At 73.5% G+C, this 17,927-nt stretch carries 14 protein-coding genes; 1 reads left to right on the top strand and 13 read right to left on the bottom strand.

All coding sequences use genetic code 11. The annotated features are described in order from the left end of the window. Positions 1 to 135 precede the first annotated feature (135 nt). The 12 genes from BLS21_RS21920 to BLS21_RS21865 all read right to left on the bottom strand — a co-directional run bounded on the left by BLS21_RS21920 (position 136) and on the right by BLS21_RS21865 (position 15,654). A complete protein-coding gene (locus tag BLS21_RS21920) occupies positions 136 to 1,059 on the bottom strand; it encodes a hypothetical protein (RefSeq protein WP_091223500.1) in 924 nt (307 codons plus the stop codon). Positions 1,060 to 1,404: 345 nt separating this feature from the next. Continuing rightward, positions 1,405 to 1,848, bottom strand: a complete 444-nt coding sequence (locus BLS21_RS21915; protein ID WP_091223498.1) for a chemotaxis protein CheW — start codon at positions 1,846 to 1,848, stop codon at positions 1,405 to 1,407. Then, positions 1,845 to 4,187: a chemotaxis protein CheW gene (locus BLS21_RS21910; RefSeq protein WP_091223496.1), complete on the bottom strand. Its 2,343-nt coding sequence runs from the start codon at positions 4,185 to 4,187 to the stop codon at positions 1,845 to 1,847. The genes BLS21_RS21915 and BLS21_RS21910 overlap by 4 nt, the downstream gene beginning before the upstream one ends. A gap of 131 nt (positions 4,188 to 4,318) precedes the next feature. After that, positions 4,319 to 5,935 (bottom strand): methyl-accepting chemotaxis protein, encoded by a 1,617-nt coding sequence (locus BLS21_RS21905; RefSeq protein ID WP_091223494.1) that lies wholly within the window; start codon positions 5,933 to 5,935, stop codon positions 4,319 to 4,321. 274 nt (positions 5,936 to 6,209) lie between these two features. Further along, complete coding sequence (locus tag BLS21_RS21900) at positions 6,210 to 7,832, bottom strand: methyl-accepting chemotaxis protein (protein ID WP_091223492.1); 1,623 nt, start codon at positions 7,830 to 7,832, stop codon at positions 6,210 to 6,212. 29 nt (positions 7,833 to 7,861) lie between these two features. Beyond that, positions 7,862 to 9,493 (bottom strand): methyl-accepting chemotaxis protein, encoded by a 1,632-nt coding sequence (locus tag BLS21_RS21895; RefSeq protein WP_091223489.1) that lies wholly within the window; start codon positions 9,491 to 9,493, stop codon positions 7,862 to 7,864. Between the two features lie 271 nt (positions 9,494 to 9,764). After that, positions 9,765 to 11,378: a methyl-accepting chemotaxis protein gene (locus tag BLS21_RS21890; protein WP_091223488.1), complete on the bottom strand. Its 1,614-nt coding sequence runs from the start codon at positions 11,376 to 11,378 to the stop codon at positions 9,765 to 9,767. A 180-nt stretch (positions 11,379 to 11,558) separates the two neighbouring features. Continuing rightward, positions 11,559 to 12,323, bottom strand: a complete 765-nt coding sequence (otsB, locus tag BLS21_RS21885; RefSeq protein WP_091223486.1) for a trehalose-phosphatase — start codon at positions 12,321 to 12,323, stop codon at positions 11,559 to 11,561. Beyond that, positions 12,320 to 13,735, bottom strand: coding sequence for an alpha,alpha-trehalose-phosphate synthase (UDP-forming) (locus tag BLS21_RS21880; RefSeq protein WP_091223484.1), 1,416 nt, complete (start codon positions 13,733 to 13,735; stop codon positions 12,320 to 12,322). The genes otsB and BLS21_RS21880 overlap by 4 nt, the downstream gene beginning before the upstream one ends. 47 nt (positions 13,736 to 13,782) lie before the next feature. Beyond that, entirely contained in the window at positions 13,783 to 14,136 is a 354-nt protein-coding gene (locus tag BLS21_RS21875) for a fluoride efflux transporter FluC (RefSeq protein WP_091223482.1), read from the bottom strand. After that, positions 14,133 to 14,510 carry a fluoride efflux transporter CrcB gene (crcB, locus tag BLS21_RS21870; protein WP_091223480.1) on the bottom strand — a complete coding sequence of 126 codons (378 nt, stop codon included), beginning with the start codon at positions 14,508 to 14,510 and terminating at the stop codon, positions 14,133 to 14,135. Before crcB ends, BLS21_RS21875 begins: the two co-directional genes overlap by 4 nt. 100 nt (positions 14,511 to 14,610) lie before the next feature. Next, complete coding sequence (locus BLS21_RS21865; RefSeq protein ID WP_091223478.1) at positions 14,611 to 15,654, bottom strand: TerC family protein; 1,044 nt, start codon at positions 15,652 to 15,654, stop codon at positions 14,611 to 14,613. A gap of 176 nt (positions 15,655 to 15,830) precedes the next feature. Between BLS21_RS21865 and BLS21_RS21860 the strand changes: the two genes are divergently transcribed. Further along, positions 15,831 to 16,118, top strand: coding sequence for a helix-turn-helix transcriptional regulator (locus tag BLS21_RS21860; RefSeq protein ID WP_091223476.1), 288 nt, complete (start codon positions 15,831 to 15,833; stop codon positions 16,116 to 16,118). 65 nt (positions 16,119 to 16,183) lie between these two features. Here BLS21_RS21860 and ngg read toward each other — a convergent pair whose 3' ends face one another. Further along, the gene (gene ngg / locus BLS21_RS21855; RefSeq protein ID WP_245700665.1) at positions 16,184 to 17,899 is read right to left on the bottom strand and encodes an N-acetylglutaminylglutamine synthetase; all 1,716 of its coding nucleotides are present in this window, start codon (positions 17,897 to 17,899) and stop codon (positions 16,184 to 16,186) included. Positions 17,900 to 17,927: the final 28 nt, after the last annotated feature.

Here is a 17,927-nt window from a genome sequence, read left to right as displayed (position 1 = left end):
CCCGCGATCGAGCGCCGGACGGGGCTCAGCCCGGGTCGGGGACGTTCCCCGGCCGCGGTGTGCACGCGAGCCGCCCCGCGAGGCGGTGCGAGGAGTGGGGGCCGGAGGCTCCCGCGATCGAGCGCCGGACGGGGCTCAGCCCGGGTCGGGGACGTTTCCCGGCCGCGGTGTCGGCCGGTAGGCCGACGAGGAGTACAGCACCGCGAGGGCGTCGCTGCCGAGCAGGTCGGCCATGACGACGCCCTGCACGCACCCCGCGACGGCGTTCCAGGCACCCGCGGCGGCGGCCGTGGCGTCGAAGCCGGCGTCGAGGAACGCCCGGACGGCGAGCAGCTGGGCGGTGGCGAGCGTGCGTGTGCGGCCGGAGACGTGCGCCGCCCACGAGGCCTCGTGCATCGCGGCCGCCCACGGCCGGCGCTCGGCGCGGGAGGCGTCGACGGCGGCCATCCAGCGGGCGCGGCCGGCGGCGTCCAGCGAGCGCAGGCCGGTCAGCAGCTCGGAGAGCTCCCCGGTGGCGGGGCCGAGGTCGAGCTCGGGGGTCGTCGGCACGCCGGTCGAGGCGGCGAGCAGGAACGGGCCGGTGAGCTGCCGGCGGACCAGCGGCGGCAGTACGGCGGCGGCCCAGGCGCCCACGGCCGCGTCGGCGAGGACGTCGGCGGCGGCCTCCCGGACCTGCTCGTCGGCGAGCGCGGCGACGGGGTGCTCGGGGCCGAGGACGTCCTCGCGGAGCACCCGCTCGACGGCGGCGGCGTCCCCGATGGTGCTGCGCTCGAGCTGGGCGACCAGCGCCGCGGCCCGGTCGGCGCCGGGGAGGGCGTCGGCGGCGGTGCGCAGGTGCGGGACGGCGACGGCGAGCTCCCGGGCCTTGCGCGCCCGGACGGCGAGGACGGCGCGCTGCTCACGGTCGCGGCCCGCGGCCGGGTGCACCGCGGCCAGCTGCTCCAGCGCCGGGACGTCGGCGGCCAGCCCGGTGAGCAGGGCGTCCGCGACGGCGCGGCCGGCCGGCAGGCGGACCAGGTCGAAGCCGAGCGTGGCGGCACTGACCAGTGAGTAGGGCACGGCAGGCCTCCCGATCGACGTCCCCCGAGGTGAGGTCGATCCAGACTGACCGTGACCGCGACGCCGCGCCACGTGAGCGTCACCCGTTCGCCCGACCCCCGAGGGGTGGGGTGTCGTGCGCCGTGCTGCACCGTTCTCAACCGGTGACTCTGCGTAGGCGACGGGACCGGGGAACGCCGCGACCCCCGGCCCGGCGGCCCTCCGGAGAGAGGGGCCGCCCGACCGGGGGTCGGGGGGAGGAGCGTGGCCGCCGGGGAAGACCGGCCGCGCCCAGGTGGTGAGGTGCTGGAACGGCCCCTTCAGGGACCCTCCGCCTGAGCCTGCGAGGCGTGTGGGGTGGTCCTGCTAAGCGCTGACGGCCTTGTGCACGTCCAGGGCCAGCAGCAGGTGGCCGTCGAGTTTGAACGCCCCACGGATCAGCTCGCGGCCGGCGCCGTCGAGGGTGTCCGGCGGCGCCTCGAAGTCGGCCGGGTCGACGTCCACGACGTCGGCGATGGCGTCGACCAGCAGGCTGACCGCCTCACCGTGCAGCCGGACGACGATGACGACGGCGTCGGTGCCCTCGGGCCGCGGCGGCCGGCCGAGCCGCTCGCGCAGCTCGATCGCGGTCACCACCTGGCCGCGCAGGTTGATCAGCCCGGCCACGGCGGCGGGCGCGAGCGGCACGCGGGTCAGCCCCTGGCTCTTGAGCACCTCCTGCACGTGCGCCACCTCGACGCCGTAGAGGTCTCCGTCGAGCCAGAAGGTGGCCAGCTGGCCGCCGATGGCGGGGGCCTGGGCAGTGGTCACAGGGAGGCCTCCAGGAGGGACGCGGGGACGCCGTCCGGCGTCATCGGGGACGAGTAGAAGGCCGGGTCGGCGGCGAGGATCGCGGCGCGCACGTCGAGCAGCTCGGTGACCTTGTCGCCGAGGACGGCGGAGCCGAGCAGACCCATGTCGTCGATGTCGCTGCGGACCGCGGCCTCGCCGTCGACGATGTCGAGGATCTCCTCGACCACGATGGCCACGCTGCGGCCGTGGTCGCTGTACACGATGACCTCGAGGACCTCGCGGTCGCTCTCGCCGTAGGCGCCCAGGTGCCGGTCGAGCCGGACGATCGGCAGGATCGCGCCGCGGTACTGCACGACCTCCCGGTTGCCGACCTTCTCGACCGACTCGGTGCGCACCTGCTCGAGGCGGGTGACCGTGTCCAGGGGGATGGCGACCCGACGGCCCCCGCCGATGGCGGCCAGCAGCATCCGCTGCCGCTCCGTGTCGCCGGCAGCGGCAGCCGCGGCGGCCTCACGCGCCGCCTCCTGGCCGCGCTCGCTGGTCTCGGTGCGCAGCGCCCGGCGGGCCAGGGCCTGCACGTCGAGGATGAGCGCCACGGTGCCGTCGCCCAGGACGGTCGCGCCGGAGTAGAGACCGATCGCCTTGAGCTGGCCGCCGACGGCCTTGACGACGATCTCCTCGGTGTTGATGACCCGGTCGACGACCAGGCCGAAGCGCCGGCCCTCCGACCGCAGGACGGCGATGACCACGTGCCCGTCGTGCCGGTCGGAGGTCAGCCCGAGGACGTCGGTGAGGCGGACCAGCGGCAGCAGCTCACCGCGCAGCCGGTACACCGGGGCGCCGCCGACCTCCTCGACCGCGTTGGCGGCCTTCTCGGCGTCGAGCGAGACGAGCTCCTGCAGGCTGATCTGCGGGATGGCGTAGCGGTCGCCGGCGCACTCGACGGTCAGCGCCGGGACGATCGCCAGGGTCAGCGGGATGCGCAGCCGGGTGCAGGTGCCCTTGCCGGGCACCGACTCGACCTCGATGGTGCCGCCGATGGACTCGATGTTGGTCTTGACGACGTCCATGCCGACGCCGCGGCCGGAGACGTTGGTGACCTTCGCGGCCGTGGAGAAGCCGGGCAGGAAGATGAGCTGCAGGACGTCCTGCGGGTTCATCCGGCCGAGGGCCTCCTGCGTGATCAGCCCGCGCTCGACGGCCTTGGCGCCCACCCGGGCCGGGTCGATGCCGGCACCGTCGTCCGCGACCTCCACCACGACTTGGCCGCTCTCGTGCTTGGCGCGCAGGGTGAGCACGCCCTCGGCCGGCTTGCCGACCCGGAGCCGGGTCTCGGCGTCCTCGACGCCGTGGTCGACGGAGTTGCGGACCAGGTGGGTCAGCGGGTCCTTGACCGCCTCGAGCAGCGTCTTGTCCAGCTCGGTGTCGCGGCCCTCCATGTCCAGCCGGATGGACTTCTGCAGCTGCAGGCCCAGGTCCCGGACGACGCGCGGCAGCTTGGACCAGATGTGGTCGATCGGCTGCATGCGCGTCTTCATGACGCCCTCCTGCAGCTCGCTGGCGATGAGGTTGAGCCGCTGCGAGGCGCGCACCAGGTCGGTGTCGTTGGAGCGCCCGACGTACTGGACGATCTGGTTGCGGGTGAGCACCAGCTCGCCCACCAGCAGCATGAGCTCGTCGAGCAGGTCGACGTCCACCCGGATGGTGCTGTCGGCGACCCCGCGACGGGCCTGACCGCTGCCGCCGTCGGCGACGCCCTCGGGCTCGGGGGCGACCTCGGCGGCCGGCGCCGGGCGGGGGGCCGGGACGGCGGGGACGGCCGGGGCCTCGGCCACGGGAGCGGGCGCCCCGACGACAGCTGCGGGCTCGACCGGGGCTTGCACCGCGGGCGCCTCGACGGCCTCGGCGACGGCCATGGCGGGCTCGGCGACGGCGGGGACCGGCTCAGCGGCCGGGGCCGGCGCGGCGGGGGTGTCCTCCATCGCCGCGCTGATCTCCGCGACGACGGCGGAGACGTCGACCGAGCCCTCGCCGCCGGTGGCCTCGATGGAGGCGAGCAGCGAGCGGACGGTGTCGACCATGCGCAGCAGCACGCTGGTCCGCTGCGGGGTCAGCTCCAGGGCGCCGTCCCGCAGCCGGGACAGCATGTTCTCGCCGACGTGGGTGACCTCCTCCAGGCGGTGGAACGCCAGGAAGCCGCTGGTCCCCTTGATGGTGTGGATGGTGCGGAAGATGCTCGACAGGCGGTCCCGGGAGTCGGGCTCCTGCTCCAGGGCGACCAGGTCGGAGTCCAGCTGGTCGAGGTTCTCGTGCGACTCGACCAGGAACTCCTCGACGATGTCGTCCAGACCGTCCACGTTGCTCTTCTCTCTTCGTACCGGGAGCGGTGCGTGCGCTCTGGTGGGTGATCGGCGGGAGGGGTGGCCAGGTCAAGCCCAACGGGGAGACCCGACCCCGCCGGCCGGGGCGCCCGGCCGGCGGGGAGTGCTCAGTAGGTGAACCGGGAGACGCTGGTGCGCAGGTCGGCGGCCATGCGGGAGAGCTCGTCGACCGCGATCCGGGTCTGGGTCAGCGCCTGGGTGGTCGAATCAGCAGCCCCGGAGACCCCACTGATGTTCAGCGCGATCTGTCCGGCGCCGGACGCCGCCTCGGTCACCGACCGCGACATCTCGTTGGTCGTGGCGGTCTGCTCCTCCACCGCCGAGGCGATGGTGGTCTGCCGGTCGGAGATCTGGGCGACGATGAGCGAGATCTCGCCGATGGCGGACACCGCCGCGGTCGTGTCGCCCTGGATCGCCTGCACCCGCCGGGCGATGTCCTCGGTCGCCTTGGCCGTCTCCTGGGCCAGCTCCTTGACCTCGTTGGCCACCACGGCGAAGCCCTTGCCGGCCTCCCCGGCCCGGGCGGCCTCGATGGTGGCGTTCAGCGCCAGCAGGTTGGTCTGCTCGGCGATCGAGGTGATCACCTTCACCACGTTGCCGATCTCGGCCGAGGACTCCCCCAGCTTCGCCACCGTCGCCGTCGTGGTCTCGGCCGCCGTGACGGCCCGTGCCGCCACGTCCGACGCCTCCGCGGCGTTGCTGGCGATCTCCCGGATGGAGGCGCCCATCTGCTCCGCGCCGGCGGCGACCGTCTGCACGTTGCGGCTGACCTCCTCCGCCGCGCCAGCCACCACGCCCGACTGCGCGCTGGTCTCCTCGGCCGACGCCGAGATCTGCGCCGAGCTGGCGCTCAGCTCCTCGGAGCTGGCCGCCACCGCGTCCGCCGCACCGACCACCGACGACAGCACCTCGCGCAGGTTCTCCTGCGCCTGGGCGAGGGAGGCGGCCATGCGGCCCAGCTCGTCGCGGGAGGTGACCTCGGGCACCACGGTCAGGTCACCGGCGGCCAGCGCGTCCACCGACGCCTGCACCGAGCGGACCGTGCCCGTGATCATGCGGACGACGAGGGTCGCGAGCCCCACCCCGACCAGGCAGCTGACCACCAGGACGACCCACAGCGTCGTCTTCGCCGACGCCGCCGCGTCGGTCCCCTCCTGGGTCCGCACGTCGGCCCCCTCCCGCAGCACGGTCCGGATCCCGGTGAAGTCGGCGGTGACGGCGTTCTGCACCTCGACCAGGGGGCCGGCCGCGACGGCGCTGGCGGTGGCCACGTCCCCGGCGTCCAGCGACGCGACCATCCGGTCGTCGCTGACGGTGAAGTACTCGTCGACGTCGCTGCGCAGCGTGTCGACCAGGTCGGCGTGCTCGGTGATCTCCGCGTAGGCGTCCATCTGCTGCTCGAGCTGCGCCCGTCCCTCGGTCACCTGGGCCTTGATCCCCTGACGGGTCGCCGGGTCGGCCAGGAAGTACGCGGTGTAGCCCTGCCGCACGGCCTCGTAGGTGCCCTGGATGGCGTCCAGGTCGGAGAAGGAGACGACGTGGCCCTCGTACATGTCCCGCTGGCTCTGGTCGAGCGCGTCGATGCGGCCCACCGCGACGATGCAGAGCAGGACGCCGACGGATGCGCTGAACGAGATGAGGGACAGGATCTTGACGCCGAGGGGGCGGTCGGCGAACCAGGCCGCTCGGCGGCGGGTGGCCCGGGCGGCGGTGGGGGCGGTCACGGCTGTGGACTCCTCGTGGGCACGGACGGGGGTGGGGAGAGGGGCGCTCGGGTTCCGACCGCCATCGGTCACCGGACATCCCGGCGCTGCACACAGGATCAGCGACCGGACCGGGCGCACCGAGCAATTCACCGCGTGTCCGAATGGCGCCGGCGACAAAGTCCGATGACCGCCTCGCCATTGTCGACAAGTGGTGTCCGCGGGGTCGCGGAAATGGCGCGAGGGGATGGCGACAGGTGTCCTGTCGCCATCCCCTCGACGGAGGCCGTGCCGCTCAGTAGGTGAAGCGGGCGACCGAGGTCCGCAGATCGGCGGCCATGCGGGAGAGCTCGTCGACCGCGACCCGGGTCTGGGCCAGCGCCTGGGTGGTGGAGTCGGCGGCGCCCGAGACGCCGGTGATGTTGTCGGCGATCTGGGTCGAGCCCTGCGCCGCCTCGTTGACCGAGCGGCTCATCTCGTTGGTCGTGGCGGTCTGCTCCTCCACCGCCGAGGCGATGGTGGTCTGCCGGTCGGAGATCTGGGCGACGATGAGCGAGATCTCGCCGATGGCGGACACCGCCGCGGTCGTGTCGCCCTGGATCGCCTGCACCCGTCGGGCGATGTCCTCGGTCGCCTTGGCCGTCTCCTGCGCCAGCTCCTTGACCTCGTTGGCCACCACGGCGAAGCCCTTGCCGGCCTCCCCGGCCCGGGCGGCCTCGATGGTGGCGTTCAGCGCCAGCAGGTTGGTCTGCTCGGCGATCGAGGTGATCACCTTCACCACGTTGCCGATCTCGGCCGAGGACTCCCCCAGCTTCGCCACCGTCGCCGTCGTCGTCTCCGCCGCGGTGACGGCCCGTGCGGCGACGTCGCTGGCCTCGGCAGCGTTGCTGGCGATCTCCCGGATCGACGCGCCCATCTGCTCCGCGCCGGCGGCGACCGTCTGCACGTTCCGGCTGACCTCCTCGGCCGCGCCGGCGACCACACCGGACTGCGCGCTGGTCTCCTCCGCCGAGGCCGAGATCTGCGCCGAGGACGCCGACAACTCCTCCGACGAGGCAGCCACGGCGTCCGCCGACGCGACCACCGAGGACAGCACCACGCGGAGCTCGGTCTGCATGGCGGCCAGGGACGCGGCCATCTGTCCGAGCTCGTCCCGCCGGTCCACACGGGACTCCACCGTGAGGTCGCCCTGGGCGGCGGCGTCCAGGGCGGCCCTGACCTGCCGCAGCGGCCGGGTCACCGACCGGGCCGCGAGCACCGCGAGGAGCGCGGCGAGGACCACCGCGAGGGCTCCCACGACGCTGAGCAGGACCGTCGCCCGGGTCTGCGCCTGGTCCTGCTGCTGGCGGAGGTCCTGGGCGCGGTCCTGCGCCGAGGCCTGGATGCCGTCCGCCAGGTCGAGGACGATCCCGTAGCCCTCGCCGGCCTCGCCGCCGTTGATGCTCTCCATGGTGGCGAGGTAGCTCTCGTGGGTGCCTGCGGAGAGCCATGCGACGACCTGGTCGTCCCAGCGGAAGTAGTTGTCCCAGGCCGGGCGCAACCGGTCGAAGGCCTCCCGCTCCACCGGGCTCATCGCCGAGGTGTCGACCGTGTCCAGCCAGTCGTACACCGCCGCCTTGGCCTCGAGCATGCCCGAGCGGTTGTAGGCGTCGGGGGCCAGGGCCACCGCGGGACCGTAGGCGGCGACGTCCGCCAGGACCAGGCCCTGCCAGCCGGTGACGTCGGCGATCTGGAAGCGCGCCGTCTCCGCGTCGGCGAGGACGCCGTCGACGGCGCTGACCTGCTCGGCGAGGTCGCGCTGCTCGCCGACCGCGGACAGGCCCGCACCGGCGCTGACCAGCACGAGAGCCCCGACCGTGCCGAAGGCGAGGCCGAGTCGACGTCCGACACGGACGTCGGAGAGGCGGGGGAGGGACACTGTTGATCTCCTGTCGGGTGAGCCGTGGCTCAGTAGGTGAAGCGGGCGACCGAGGTCCGCAGGTCGGCGGCCATGCGGGAGAGCTCGTCGACGGCGGTCCGGGTCTGGGCCAGCGCCTGCGTCGTCGAGTCCGCCGCCGCGGAGACGCCGGTGATGTTGTCGGCGATCTGGCCGGCTCCACCGGCGGCCTCGGCGACCGAGCGGGACATCTCCGTCGTCGTGGCGGTCTGCTCCTCCACCGCCGAGGCGATGGTGGTCTGCCGGTCGGAGATCTGGGCGACGATCGAGCTGATCTCGCTGATCGCGGTCACCGCCGCGGTCGTGTCGCCCTGGATCGCCTCCACCCGCCGGGCGATGTCCTCGGTCGCCTTGGCCGTCTCCTGGGCCAGCTCCTTGACCTCGTTGGCCACCACGGCGAAGCCCTTGCCGGCCTCCCCGGCCCGGGCGGCCTCGATGGTGGCGTTCAGCGCCAGCAGGTTGGTCTGCTCGGCGATCGAGGTGATCACCTTCACCACGTTGCCGATCTCCGCCGAGGACTCCCCCAGCTTGGCCACCGTGGCGGTGGTGGTCTCCGCCGCCGTGACCGCCCGCGCCGCCACGTCGGAGGCCTCCGCGGCGTTCGTGGCGATCTCCCGGATCGACGCGCCCATCTGCTCCGCGCCCGCGGCGACGGTCTGCACGTTGCGGCTGACCTCCTCCGCCGCGCCGGCCACCACACCGGACTGCGCCGAGGTCTCCTCCGCCGACGCCGAGATCTGCGCCGAGGACGCCGACAGCTCCTCGGAGCTGGCCGCCACCGCGTCGGAGGAAGCCGCGACCGAGGCCAGCACCGTACGGAGCTCGCCGAGGGCCGTGTCGATGGCAGCGGCGGCCCGGCCGACCTCGTCGTCCCGGCTCACCCCCGTCGTCCGGGTCAGGTCGCCGGCGGCCAGGGCCTCCGCGACGGAGGCCACCGCGTCGATCGGCCGCACGATGCGCCGGGCCACGGTGAGCGCCAGGGCGAGGGCCAGGAGCGCTCCCAGGGCGACGACGGCGACCATGGTCCACTGCGTCCGCGTCTGCTGTTCGTCAGCAGCCGCATCCGCCGCCTGGACCCGGTCCTGCAGGGACTCCCGCAGCTCCGCGGTGAGCTGGAGCACCTCGAAGTAGACGTTGTAGCCGTCACCCACGACGAGTGCGTCCGCCGCCTCGATGGCGGCCGGCGTGCCCTGCGCGTAGGTGGCGACGATGCGGTCGTCCACCGCGAAGAAGGCATCCCACTGCTGCTCGATCTGCTCGAACGTCGTCTGCTCGGCGTCGGTGAGCGCGTCCGTGGGCACGGCCTCGAGCTGGCTCCGCAGCCGGTCGGCGCTGTCGAGGTACCCGGCACGGTTGGCGCTGTCGTCCCGGACCGCGGCGGCGCCGCCGATGCGGCGGGCGTCCCAGGCGTAGGCGGTCTGCCACCCGGTCACGTCGGCGTTGGAGGTCTGGATCTCCTGGACGGCGGTGAGGGTGCCGGCGAGGCGGCCGATCTCGTCTCGTGCGTCGCCGGCGCTGCCGAGGCCGCTCAGGGCGAAGCCGCCAACGGCGACCGCGGCCGCCATGCCTGCGGCGCCGACGGCCAGGATCGACCCGCGGACCCCGATGCGGCCGGCGCGCCGCCCATCCGTGTTGCTGCTCATCTCGATGCCGTTCCGTTCTCGTCACCGGTGCCGAATGGGGGCTCGTGCGCCCCTGTCCGCCGCGGACCGGATCGCGGTGGTGTCGGACAAATTAGAGGGACCCCGAGCGGGGGATCACATTCCTCGGAGCGTGTCCCAGCTCATCGAGGAGAAAGTGCGGCCACCACTCCTTCCGATGTCGACAAATCCGCCGGGACCATTCCGAGAACAACGGACGACGGAGAGGGGGCGGCGACCGGAACCGGTCACCGCCCCCTCTCGGGCGTGCGTGTCAGTAGGTGAAGCGGGCGACGCTGGTGCGGAGGTCGGCGGCCATGCGGGACAGCTCGTCCACCGCCGCACGCGTCTGCGTGAGCGCCTGGGTGGTGCTGTCGGCCGCGGCCGACACCCCGGTGATGTTCTCGGCGATCTGCCCCGAGCCGCCGGCGGCCTCGGCGACCGAGCGGGACATCTCCGTCGTCGTGGCGGTCTGCTCCTCCACCGCGCTGGCGATGGTGGTCTGCCGGTCGCTGATCTGGGCGACGATGTGCGAGATCTCCCCGATCGCCCCGACCGCGGCGCCGGTGTCCTTCTGGATGGCCTCCACCCGTCGGGCGATGTCCTCGGTCGCCTTGGCCGTCTCCTGGGCCAGCTCCTTGACCTCGTTGGCCACCACCGCGAAGCCCTTGCCCGCCTCCCCGGCCCGGGCGGCCTCGATGGTGGCGTTCAGCGCCAGCAGGTTGGTCTGCTCGGCGATCGAGGTGATCACCTTCACCACGTTGCCGATCTCCGCCGAGGACTCCCCCAGCTTGGCCACCGTGGCGGTGGTGGTCTCCGCCGCCGTGACCGCCCGCGCCGCCACGTCGGAGGCCTCCGCGGCGTTCGTGGCGATCTCCCGGATCGAGGCCCCCATCTGCTCCGCACCGGCGGCCACCGTCTGCACGTTGCGGCTGACCTCCTCCGCCGCGCCGGCCACCACACCGGACTGCGCCGAGGTCTCCTCCGCCGACGCCGAGATCTGCGCCGAGCTGGCGCTCAGCTCCTCCGACGAGGCAGCCACCGCGTCCGCAGACGACGCCACCGCGGTGAGGACCTCCCGCAGGCTCTCCTGGGCGGTGCCGAGGGCCGCCGACATCCGGCCCAGCTCGTCCTGGCTGCGCACCTCGGCGCGCACGGTCAGGTCACCCGCCGCCAGCGCCTCCACCGACGTCTGCACCGAGCGGACGGTGCCGATGAGCCGGCGGACGACGAGGAGGGTCAGCGCACCGGCCAGCAGGATGCCGACGGTGAGGGAGATCCACAGGGTCGCGATCGCCGACCGGGCGGTCTCCGTCGCGTCGTCCGTGTCGGTCTGACCGGCGGCGACGCGGCGGTCCTGCATGGCCTGGTACTCGTCCATGATGACGTCGGAGGCGTCCTGGAGCGGCCCGGCGATGACCTGCCCCGTGGTCGCGAGGTCACCACGGTCGGCTGCCGGGACCAGCTGCCCGTCGGCGATGGCGTAGTAGTCCTCGACGTACCCGCGGAAGGTCTCGAACGCCTCCCGGTTGACGGTGACCTCGGCGTAGGCGTCGAGCTGGTCGTCGATCTTCGTGCGGCGCTCCGCGAGTTCGGTCCGCAGCTCGACGCGGGTCTGCGCGTCGACCAGACCGTAGGAGTTGTAGCGCGAGCGGTCGCCCTGCCACGACCGCTGGATGTTGGCCAGGTCGGCGAGGGTGACGACGTTGTCGTTGATCCTCGACGCACCGGCCTCGAGAGCACCGATCCGAGACACGGCGAGGATGGTCATCCCCACTGCCACGGCGGCCAGGAGGGCAACCGCGGCCCCGATCTTCACGCCGATGGGGCGGTCGGCGAACCAGCCTCCGGAGCGCCCGGAGGGGAGGGGAGTGCGGACGACGGACATGAGGGCTCCAGAGGGGAGGGCGACGCCACTGCGGCTTGCGTCGCAATGGTGGGCCGTTCCGCCATCGTGTCGCGCCACTCCGGAGCGTGTCGGAGAACGGCGTCGGAGAATTGCCGGCGACCGCATTCCACCGACCGCTTTGTCGACATCCCGGCGCCATTCCCGCACACCGGGAGGACGTCAGTCCAGGGCGTCGGCGAGCGTCTCGAGCAGGAGGACGACGGCGGCCGGGTCGGGGACCCGGTGGCGGGCCGCGGTCTCGCCCTCGCCGACCTTGACGGTGAGGTCGCCGGGGGGGAGGACGCGGAAGGCGTCCTCGTCGGTGCGGTCGTCGCCGAGGTAGACCGTCGCGACGGCACCGAGGTCGTCGCGGAGCCGCAGCAGCGCGGTGCCCTTGTCGGCGTCGGTGACCGCGAGCTCGAGCACCTCCTTGCCCGGCTTCAACGTCAGTGACGGATCGGCCACGGCGTGGGCCTGCTCCAGCAGCCCGGCCGCCGCGACGCGGTCGGTCACCTGCCGCACGTGCACCGCCACGCTGGCCGGCTTGACCTCCAGTCGGGCACCGGGCACCGCGGCGACGAGCGGGGCCAGCCGCTCGGCGAGCGCGTCGCGGCGGGCGGCGAGCTCCCCGGTCAGCGGGCCGTCGTACTCGGCCCCGTGGCTGCCGATCCAGCGGTAGGGGCCCTCGAAGCCGCTCACCGCCCGCAGGTCGGCCACACCGCGGCCGCTGACCAGTGCCACCGTGACGCCGTCAGCAGCGACCAGCCGCGCCAGCGCTCCGGCGGCCCCCGGCACCGGGACGGCGGCCGAGGGGTCGCCCACCAGGGGCGCGAGGACGCCGTCGTAGTCGCTGGCCACCAACAGCGGGCGCCGTCCGGCGACGTCCGCCAGCGCCTCGGCGAGGTCGGCCGGCAGCGCGCCGGTGGCCGCCGCCGGCCCGCTCACGCCTTCGCCTGCAGCGCGTCGAAGAAGGAGTTGGCCCAGTGCTCGAGGTCGTTGCGGGCCAGGTGGCGGCGCATCGCGCGCATCCGCTTGGCCGCCTCGGCCGGCTCGATGCGCAGGGCCCGCAGCAGCTGGTTCTTGACCCCGGCGATGTCGTGCGGGTTGACCAGGAACGCCTGCTTGAGCTCGGCGGCGGCGCCGGCGAACTCGGAGAGCACCAGGGTGCCGCCGAGGTCGCTGCGGGCCGCGACGTACTCCTTGGCCACGAGGTTCATGCCGTCGCGGTACGGCGTCACGAGCATGACGTCGGCGGCCCGGTAGAGCGCGGCCAGCTCCTCGCGGGGCACCGACTGGTTGATGTAGTGGACGGCGGGCCCGCCGAGGGTGCCGAAGACGCCGTTGATGTGGCCGACCTGCTGCTCGATCGTCTCGCGCATGTGCACGTAGTGCTCGACGCGCTCCCGGCTGGGCGTGGCGACCTGCACCATCACCGTGTCGGGGACCTCGACGACGCCGTCCTCCAGCAGCTCCTGGAAGGCGTTGAGCCGGACGGTGATGCCCTTGGTGTAGTCCAGCCGGTCCACGCCCAGGATGATCTTCCGCGGGTTGCCCAGCTCGGCGCGGATCTCCTCGGCCCGCTTGACCACGTCCGGCCGGCTCGCCAGCTCCTCGAACGCCTTGACGTCGATGGAGATCGGGAAGGCGCGCGCGGTGACCGTGCGGCCGTCGTACTCGATCGTCGTGCCGCGGGCCGGCAGGTCGTGCAGCCGGCGGGCCAGTTGCACGAAGTTGGCCGCCGCGGCGGGCCGCTGGAACCCGACCAGGTCGGCGCCGAGCAGGCCCTCGACGACGGCCGACCGCCACGGCAGCTGGGTGAACAGCTCGTAGGGCGGGAACGGGATGTGCAGGAAGAAGCCGATGGTGAGGTCCGGGCGCTGCTGGCGCAGCATGGCCGGCACCAGCTGCAGCTGGTAGTCGTGCACCCACACGATCGCGCCCGGGGCGGCCACCTCGGCGGCACGCTCGGTGAAGCGCTTGTTGACCTGGACGTAGGTGTCCCACCACGTCCGGTGGTACTCGGGCTTCTCGACCACGTCGTGGTACAGCGGCCACAACGAGGCGTTGGACATGCCCTCGTAGTACCGGTCGACCTCCTCCTCGGAGAGCGGCACGGGGATCAGCGACATCCCGCCGGACTCGAAGGGCTCGGGGGCCTCGCCGGCCGACCCCGACCAGCCGACCCAGGCGCCGCCGCGGCCGGCCACGAAGGGCTCCAGCGCGGTCACCAGGCCGCCGGGACTGCGCTGCCAGCGGGTGCTGCCGTCAGGGTCGGTGACCTGGTCGACCGGCAGCCGGTTGGCCACCACGACGACCGGGCTGTCCGCCTTCTCGTCTCCTGCTGCTGTCCCAGCCATACCGCCCCCGACCCTACTGAGCGCAGCCGGAACCGGCAGCGCCAGGCTCACCCAGGGGCTACGACGTACCCCAGCGCGGCGGCCCCCATCCCCAGGACGAGGGTGGCGAGCACGTGGGTCAGGCCACGGACGAGTCGTCGCTGCTCGACCATCCGCAGCACGTCGGCGCCGAACGTCGAGAAGGTGGTCAGCGTGCCGCAGAAGCCGGTACCCACCAGGGCGACCACCGCCGGGGGGGTCGCGGCGGCGCCCAGCACCAGACCCAGCAGGGCGCTGCCCACGACGTTCACGGTCAGCGTGCCGCGGGCCGGCTCGCCTCCGTTGCGGGCCGCCAGCCGGGTGGCCAGCAGCCGCAGCGGGGCGCCGACCAGCGCACCGGCCACCACGAGCAGCGGCGTCACCGGACGCGGGCGGCCCGCACCGCCAGGGCGCCGCCGGCCACGGCGAGCACGCCGCCGACGACGGAGACGAGCACGTAGCCGGCGGCCAGGAGGAGCTCGCCGGCCTCGGCCAGCCGCACCGTCTCGACCGCGAACGCGGAGTAGGTCGTGTAGCCGCCGAGCACGCCGACGGCGAGGAACGGCCGCGCCCACGGCGGCTCGGGGGAGCGGGCGGTGAGGACGGCGGTCAGCGCGCCGAACACCAGGCAGCCGGTGAGGTTGACCAGCAGCGTGGCCCACGGCCACCCGGCGGGGGAGTGCGGCAGCGCCGTCGCCACGCCCCAGCGGGCCAGCGCGCCGAGCGCGCCACCGAGCGCCGCGAGCAGGTACGCCACCGTCCCGTCCTCCCGTCGTCCACGGCGATCATGACGTGCCGACGGCGACACACCGCATCCGTCCGGTGCGTCGCCACCGCAGTTCCATGATCGTCGGGCGTCAGGAGGCCGGCCGCACCGGCCCGTCGATGGTGCCGCGTCGGCGGCGCCGCACCGGCTCGAGCGCCGCCAGCTCTTCCTGGGTCGCCACTCGGAACGGGGGAGTGGTCGGCGCCTGCAGGGCCCGGCGGCCCTGGCCGCGGGTGGCCCGCAGGCTCAGCCAGATCGAGACGCCGAGGATCGTGGCGATGACCGCCAGGCTGACCGTCGTGGGGATGTAGTAGACGTCGATCTTGAGCAGCATCTTGACGCCGACCCACATCAGCACCAGCGCCAGCCCGGTCTTGAGGTACACGAAGCGGTGGACCAGGTCGGCGAGCAGGAAGTACATCGCCCGCAGGCCCAGGATGGCGAAGGCGTTGGCGGTGAAGACGAGGAACGGCTCGTCGGTGACCGCGAAGATGGCCGGGATCGAGTCGACGGCGAAGACGACGTCGGTGACCTCGACCAGGACCAGCACGGCCAGCAGGGGAGTGGCCAGCAGGACGCCGTCCCGCCGGATGAGGAAGCGCTGCCCGTGGAAGGCGTCGGTCATCGGCACGAACCGGCGGAACAGCCGCAGCGTCCGCGACCGGGCAGGGTCGACGTGCTCGTCGCGCTGCCGCAGCATCCGCCAGCCGGTGACCAGCAGGAACGCCGCGAACAGGTAGAGCACCCACCCGAAGCTCGCGATGAGCGCCGCGCCGCCGGCGATGAACAGGCCGCGCAGCACGAGTGCGCCGAGCACGCCGAGGAAGAGCACGCGGTGCTGGTACTCCCGCGGCACGGCGAAGAACGTGAAGACGATCGCCCACACGAAGACGTTGTCCACGGCCAGCGACTTCTCGATCAGGTAGCCGGCGAAGTACTGCTGGCCGAGCTCGGCGCCGTACGCCCACCACACCCAGGCGCCGAAGCCGACGCCGATGGCCACCCACACCGCCGACCAGGCCGCCGCCTCGCGCACGCCGATCACGTGCGCGCGGCGGTGGGCGAACAGGTCGACCGCCAGCATGCCGACGATCAGGCCGAGCACGGCCAGCCAGAGGGACAGCGAGACGTCCACGGGGGACCTCCTCCGATCGGGACCGACCGGAGGTCTCTCCCAGCCCCGTCACGGGCTCGCTCCGCCGGACCCCTCGAGGTGGGGACGTACTGGCGACGGAGCGCTGCGGGGATACTCCCCTCCGTGGACTAGTGAAGCAGACTTCAGCCGTCCGTGCCAACCCGCCGAGGAGACCCGTGACCGACGACCCGCGCCCGTCGTGGACGTTCCTCACCAACCACGGCCACGTGCTGCTCGCGGTGGCCGCCGATCCGGACGCACGCGTCGAGGAGATCGCCGCACGGATCGGCATCACCCCCCGCGCCGTCCTGGCCATCCTGCGCGACCTCGAGGAGGCGAACTACGTCACCCGCAGCCGCCGGGGCCGCCGCACCCACTACGAGGTGCAGCCGCACCGGCCGTTCCGGCACCCGAGCACGGCCCACCGCGAGGTCGACGACCTGCTCGCCATCTTCACCCGGTGACGGGGTTGGCCCCGTCCTGGGTCCCGCCGCGAGCCTGCGAGCGGTGGGGTCAGGGAGGTCCTGCTTCAGCGCCGGCGGGTCTCGGGGAAGAGCAGGTCGACGAAGCGCTCCACGGTCGGCTGCGGCTCGTGGTTGGCCAGCCCCGGCCGTTCGTTGGCCTCGATGAACACGTGGTCGGGGCCCTCGACGTCGGGCACCAGGAAGTCCAGCCCCGTCACCGGGATGCCGATCGCCCGGCTGGCCCGGACGGCGGCCTGCGCGATCGCCGGGTGCAGCCGCTCGGTGACGTCCTCGATGGTGCCGCCGGTGTGCAGGTTCGCCGTCCGCCGGACCTGGACGCGCTCGCCCACCGGCGGGACGTCGTCCATGGCGTACCCGGACTCGGCGACCACCTCGGCGGTCGTGTCGTCGAGCGGGATGCTCGACTCGCCGTCGGTGGCCCGCTCGCGCCGGCGGCTGGTGCTGCGCACCAGCTCGGTGACGGGGGAGCGGCCGTCGCCGACCACCTCGGCGGGACGGCGCACCGCGGCGGCCACCACCTCGTGGTCGATGACGACCACCCGCAGGTCCTGGCCCTCGACGAGCTCCTCGACCAGCACGTCGGGGCAGTACTGCAGGGCCAGGCGCACCGCCCGGTCCAGCGCCGCCTCCTCGCGCACGCCGACGGTGATGCCGCGCCCCTGCTCCCCGCGGGCGGGCTTGACCACGACCTCGCCGCACTCGGCCAGCAGGGTGCGGGCGGCTGCCAGGTCGTCCTCGGTGACGGTCGCACCGCGGGGCACGCGGACGCCGGCCCGCTCCATGATCCGCCGGGTGACCCGCTTGTCGTCGCAGCGGCTCATCGCGACCGCGCTGGTGAACTCCGACAGCGACTCCCGGGTGAGCACGGTGCGCCCGCCCAGCGACAGCCGCATCTCGCCCCACTCGGCGTCGTTGACCTCGACGCGGATGCCGCGCTCGAGCGCCTCCTCGGCGATGAGCCGCGCGTAGGGGTTGAGCTCGGCCAGCCCCGGCGGGCGGGCGGCGAACAGCGGCGTGTTGATCGGGTTCTTCCGCTTCACGCACAGCGCCGGCACCCGGTGGAAGCCGAGCTTGCGGTACAGCGCGATCGCCCCGGTGTTGTCGTGCATGACCGAGAGGTCGAGGTAGGCGCGGCCGCGGCCGACGTAGCGCTCGGCCAGCACCCGCACCAGCGCCTCACCGGTGCCGGGCGGGGCGTCCTGCGCGTCGACGGCCAGGCACCACAGGCTGGCGCCGCCCTCCGGGTCGCCGAAGGCGAGCACGTGGTCCACGCCGGTGACCGTGCCGACGATCCGGCCGGTCCGCCGGTCCTCGGCCACCAGGTAGGTGAAGCACCGCGTGCGGTGGTTGGCCCACATGGTGCCGGCGTCCCCGGTGACCATGCCGTTGCGCGCGTAGATGTCGTTGACCTGCCGCATCTCGTCCAGCGCGGTCACCGTGCGCACGAAGACGTCGCGGATGAGCTCGGCTCGCGGCCGGTAGCGGTGCAGGTCGAGCCGGTAGACGTAGCTGGGGTCGATGAACAGCTCGTCGGGCGCCATCCCGACCATCACGTGCGGGTCGCGCGGGTAGATGCAGATGTCGCGCCGGCCGCTCTCCTCCGAGCGCAGCGCCTTCACGATGCCCTCGAGGCTGGAGAAGGTCTGCCCGAAGACCAGCCGGCCCCAGGCCAGGTCCAGGACGACGTCGGAGGCCATCCCCTGCCGCTGGTGCTCGGAGACCTGCTGCCAGGGACGGCTGGTGGAAGGCGTGTCGGACACCGGGAGGCGGCGCCGGTGCCCCGCGATC

The organism is Geodermatophilus siccatus (assembly GCF_900103785.1).
GTDB classification, from domain to species: Bacteria; Actinomycetota; Actinomycetes; order Mycobacteriales; family Geodermatophilaceae; genus Geodermatophilus; species Geodermatophilus siccatus.
The sequence above is the reverse complement of the archived record's forward strand: the minus strand, read 5'-3'. Positions and strand labels throughout refer to the sequence as shown.

What these genes read in the sequence shown, in the direction of transcription:
- BLS21_RS21895 (WP_091223489.1), bottom strand. Translation starts at nt 9,493, where the DNA reads ATGAGCAGCAACACGGATGGGCGGCGCGCCGGCCGCATCGGGGTCCGC.
- BLS21_RS21890 (WP_091223488.1), bottom strand. Translation starts at nt 11,378, where the DNA reads ATGTCCGTCGTCCGCACTCCCCTCCCCTCCGGGCGCTCCGGAGGCTGG.
- BLS21_RS21880 (WP_091223484.1), bottom strand. Translation starts at nt 13,735, where the DNA reads ATGGCTGGGACAGCAGCAGGAGACGAGAAGGCGGACAGCCCGGTCGTC.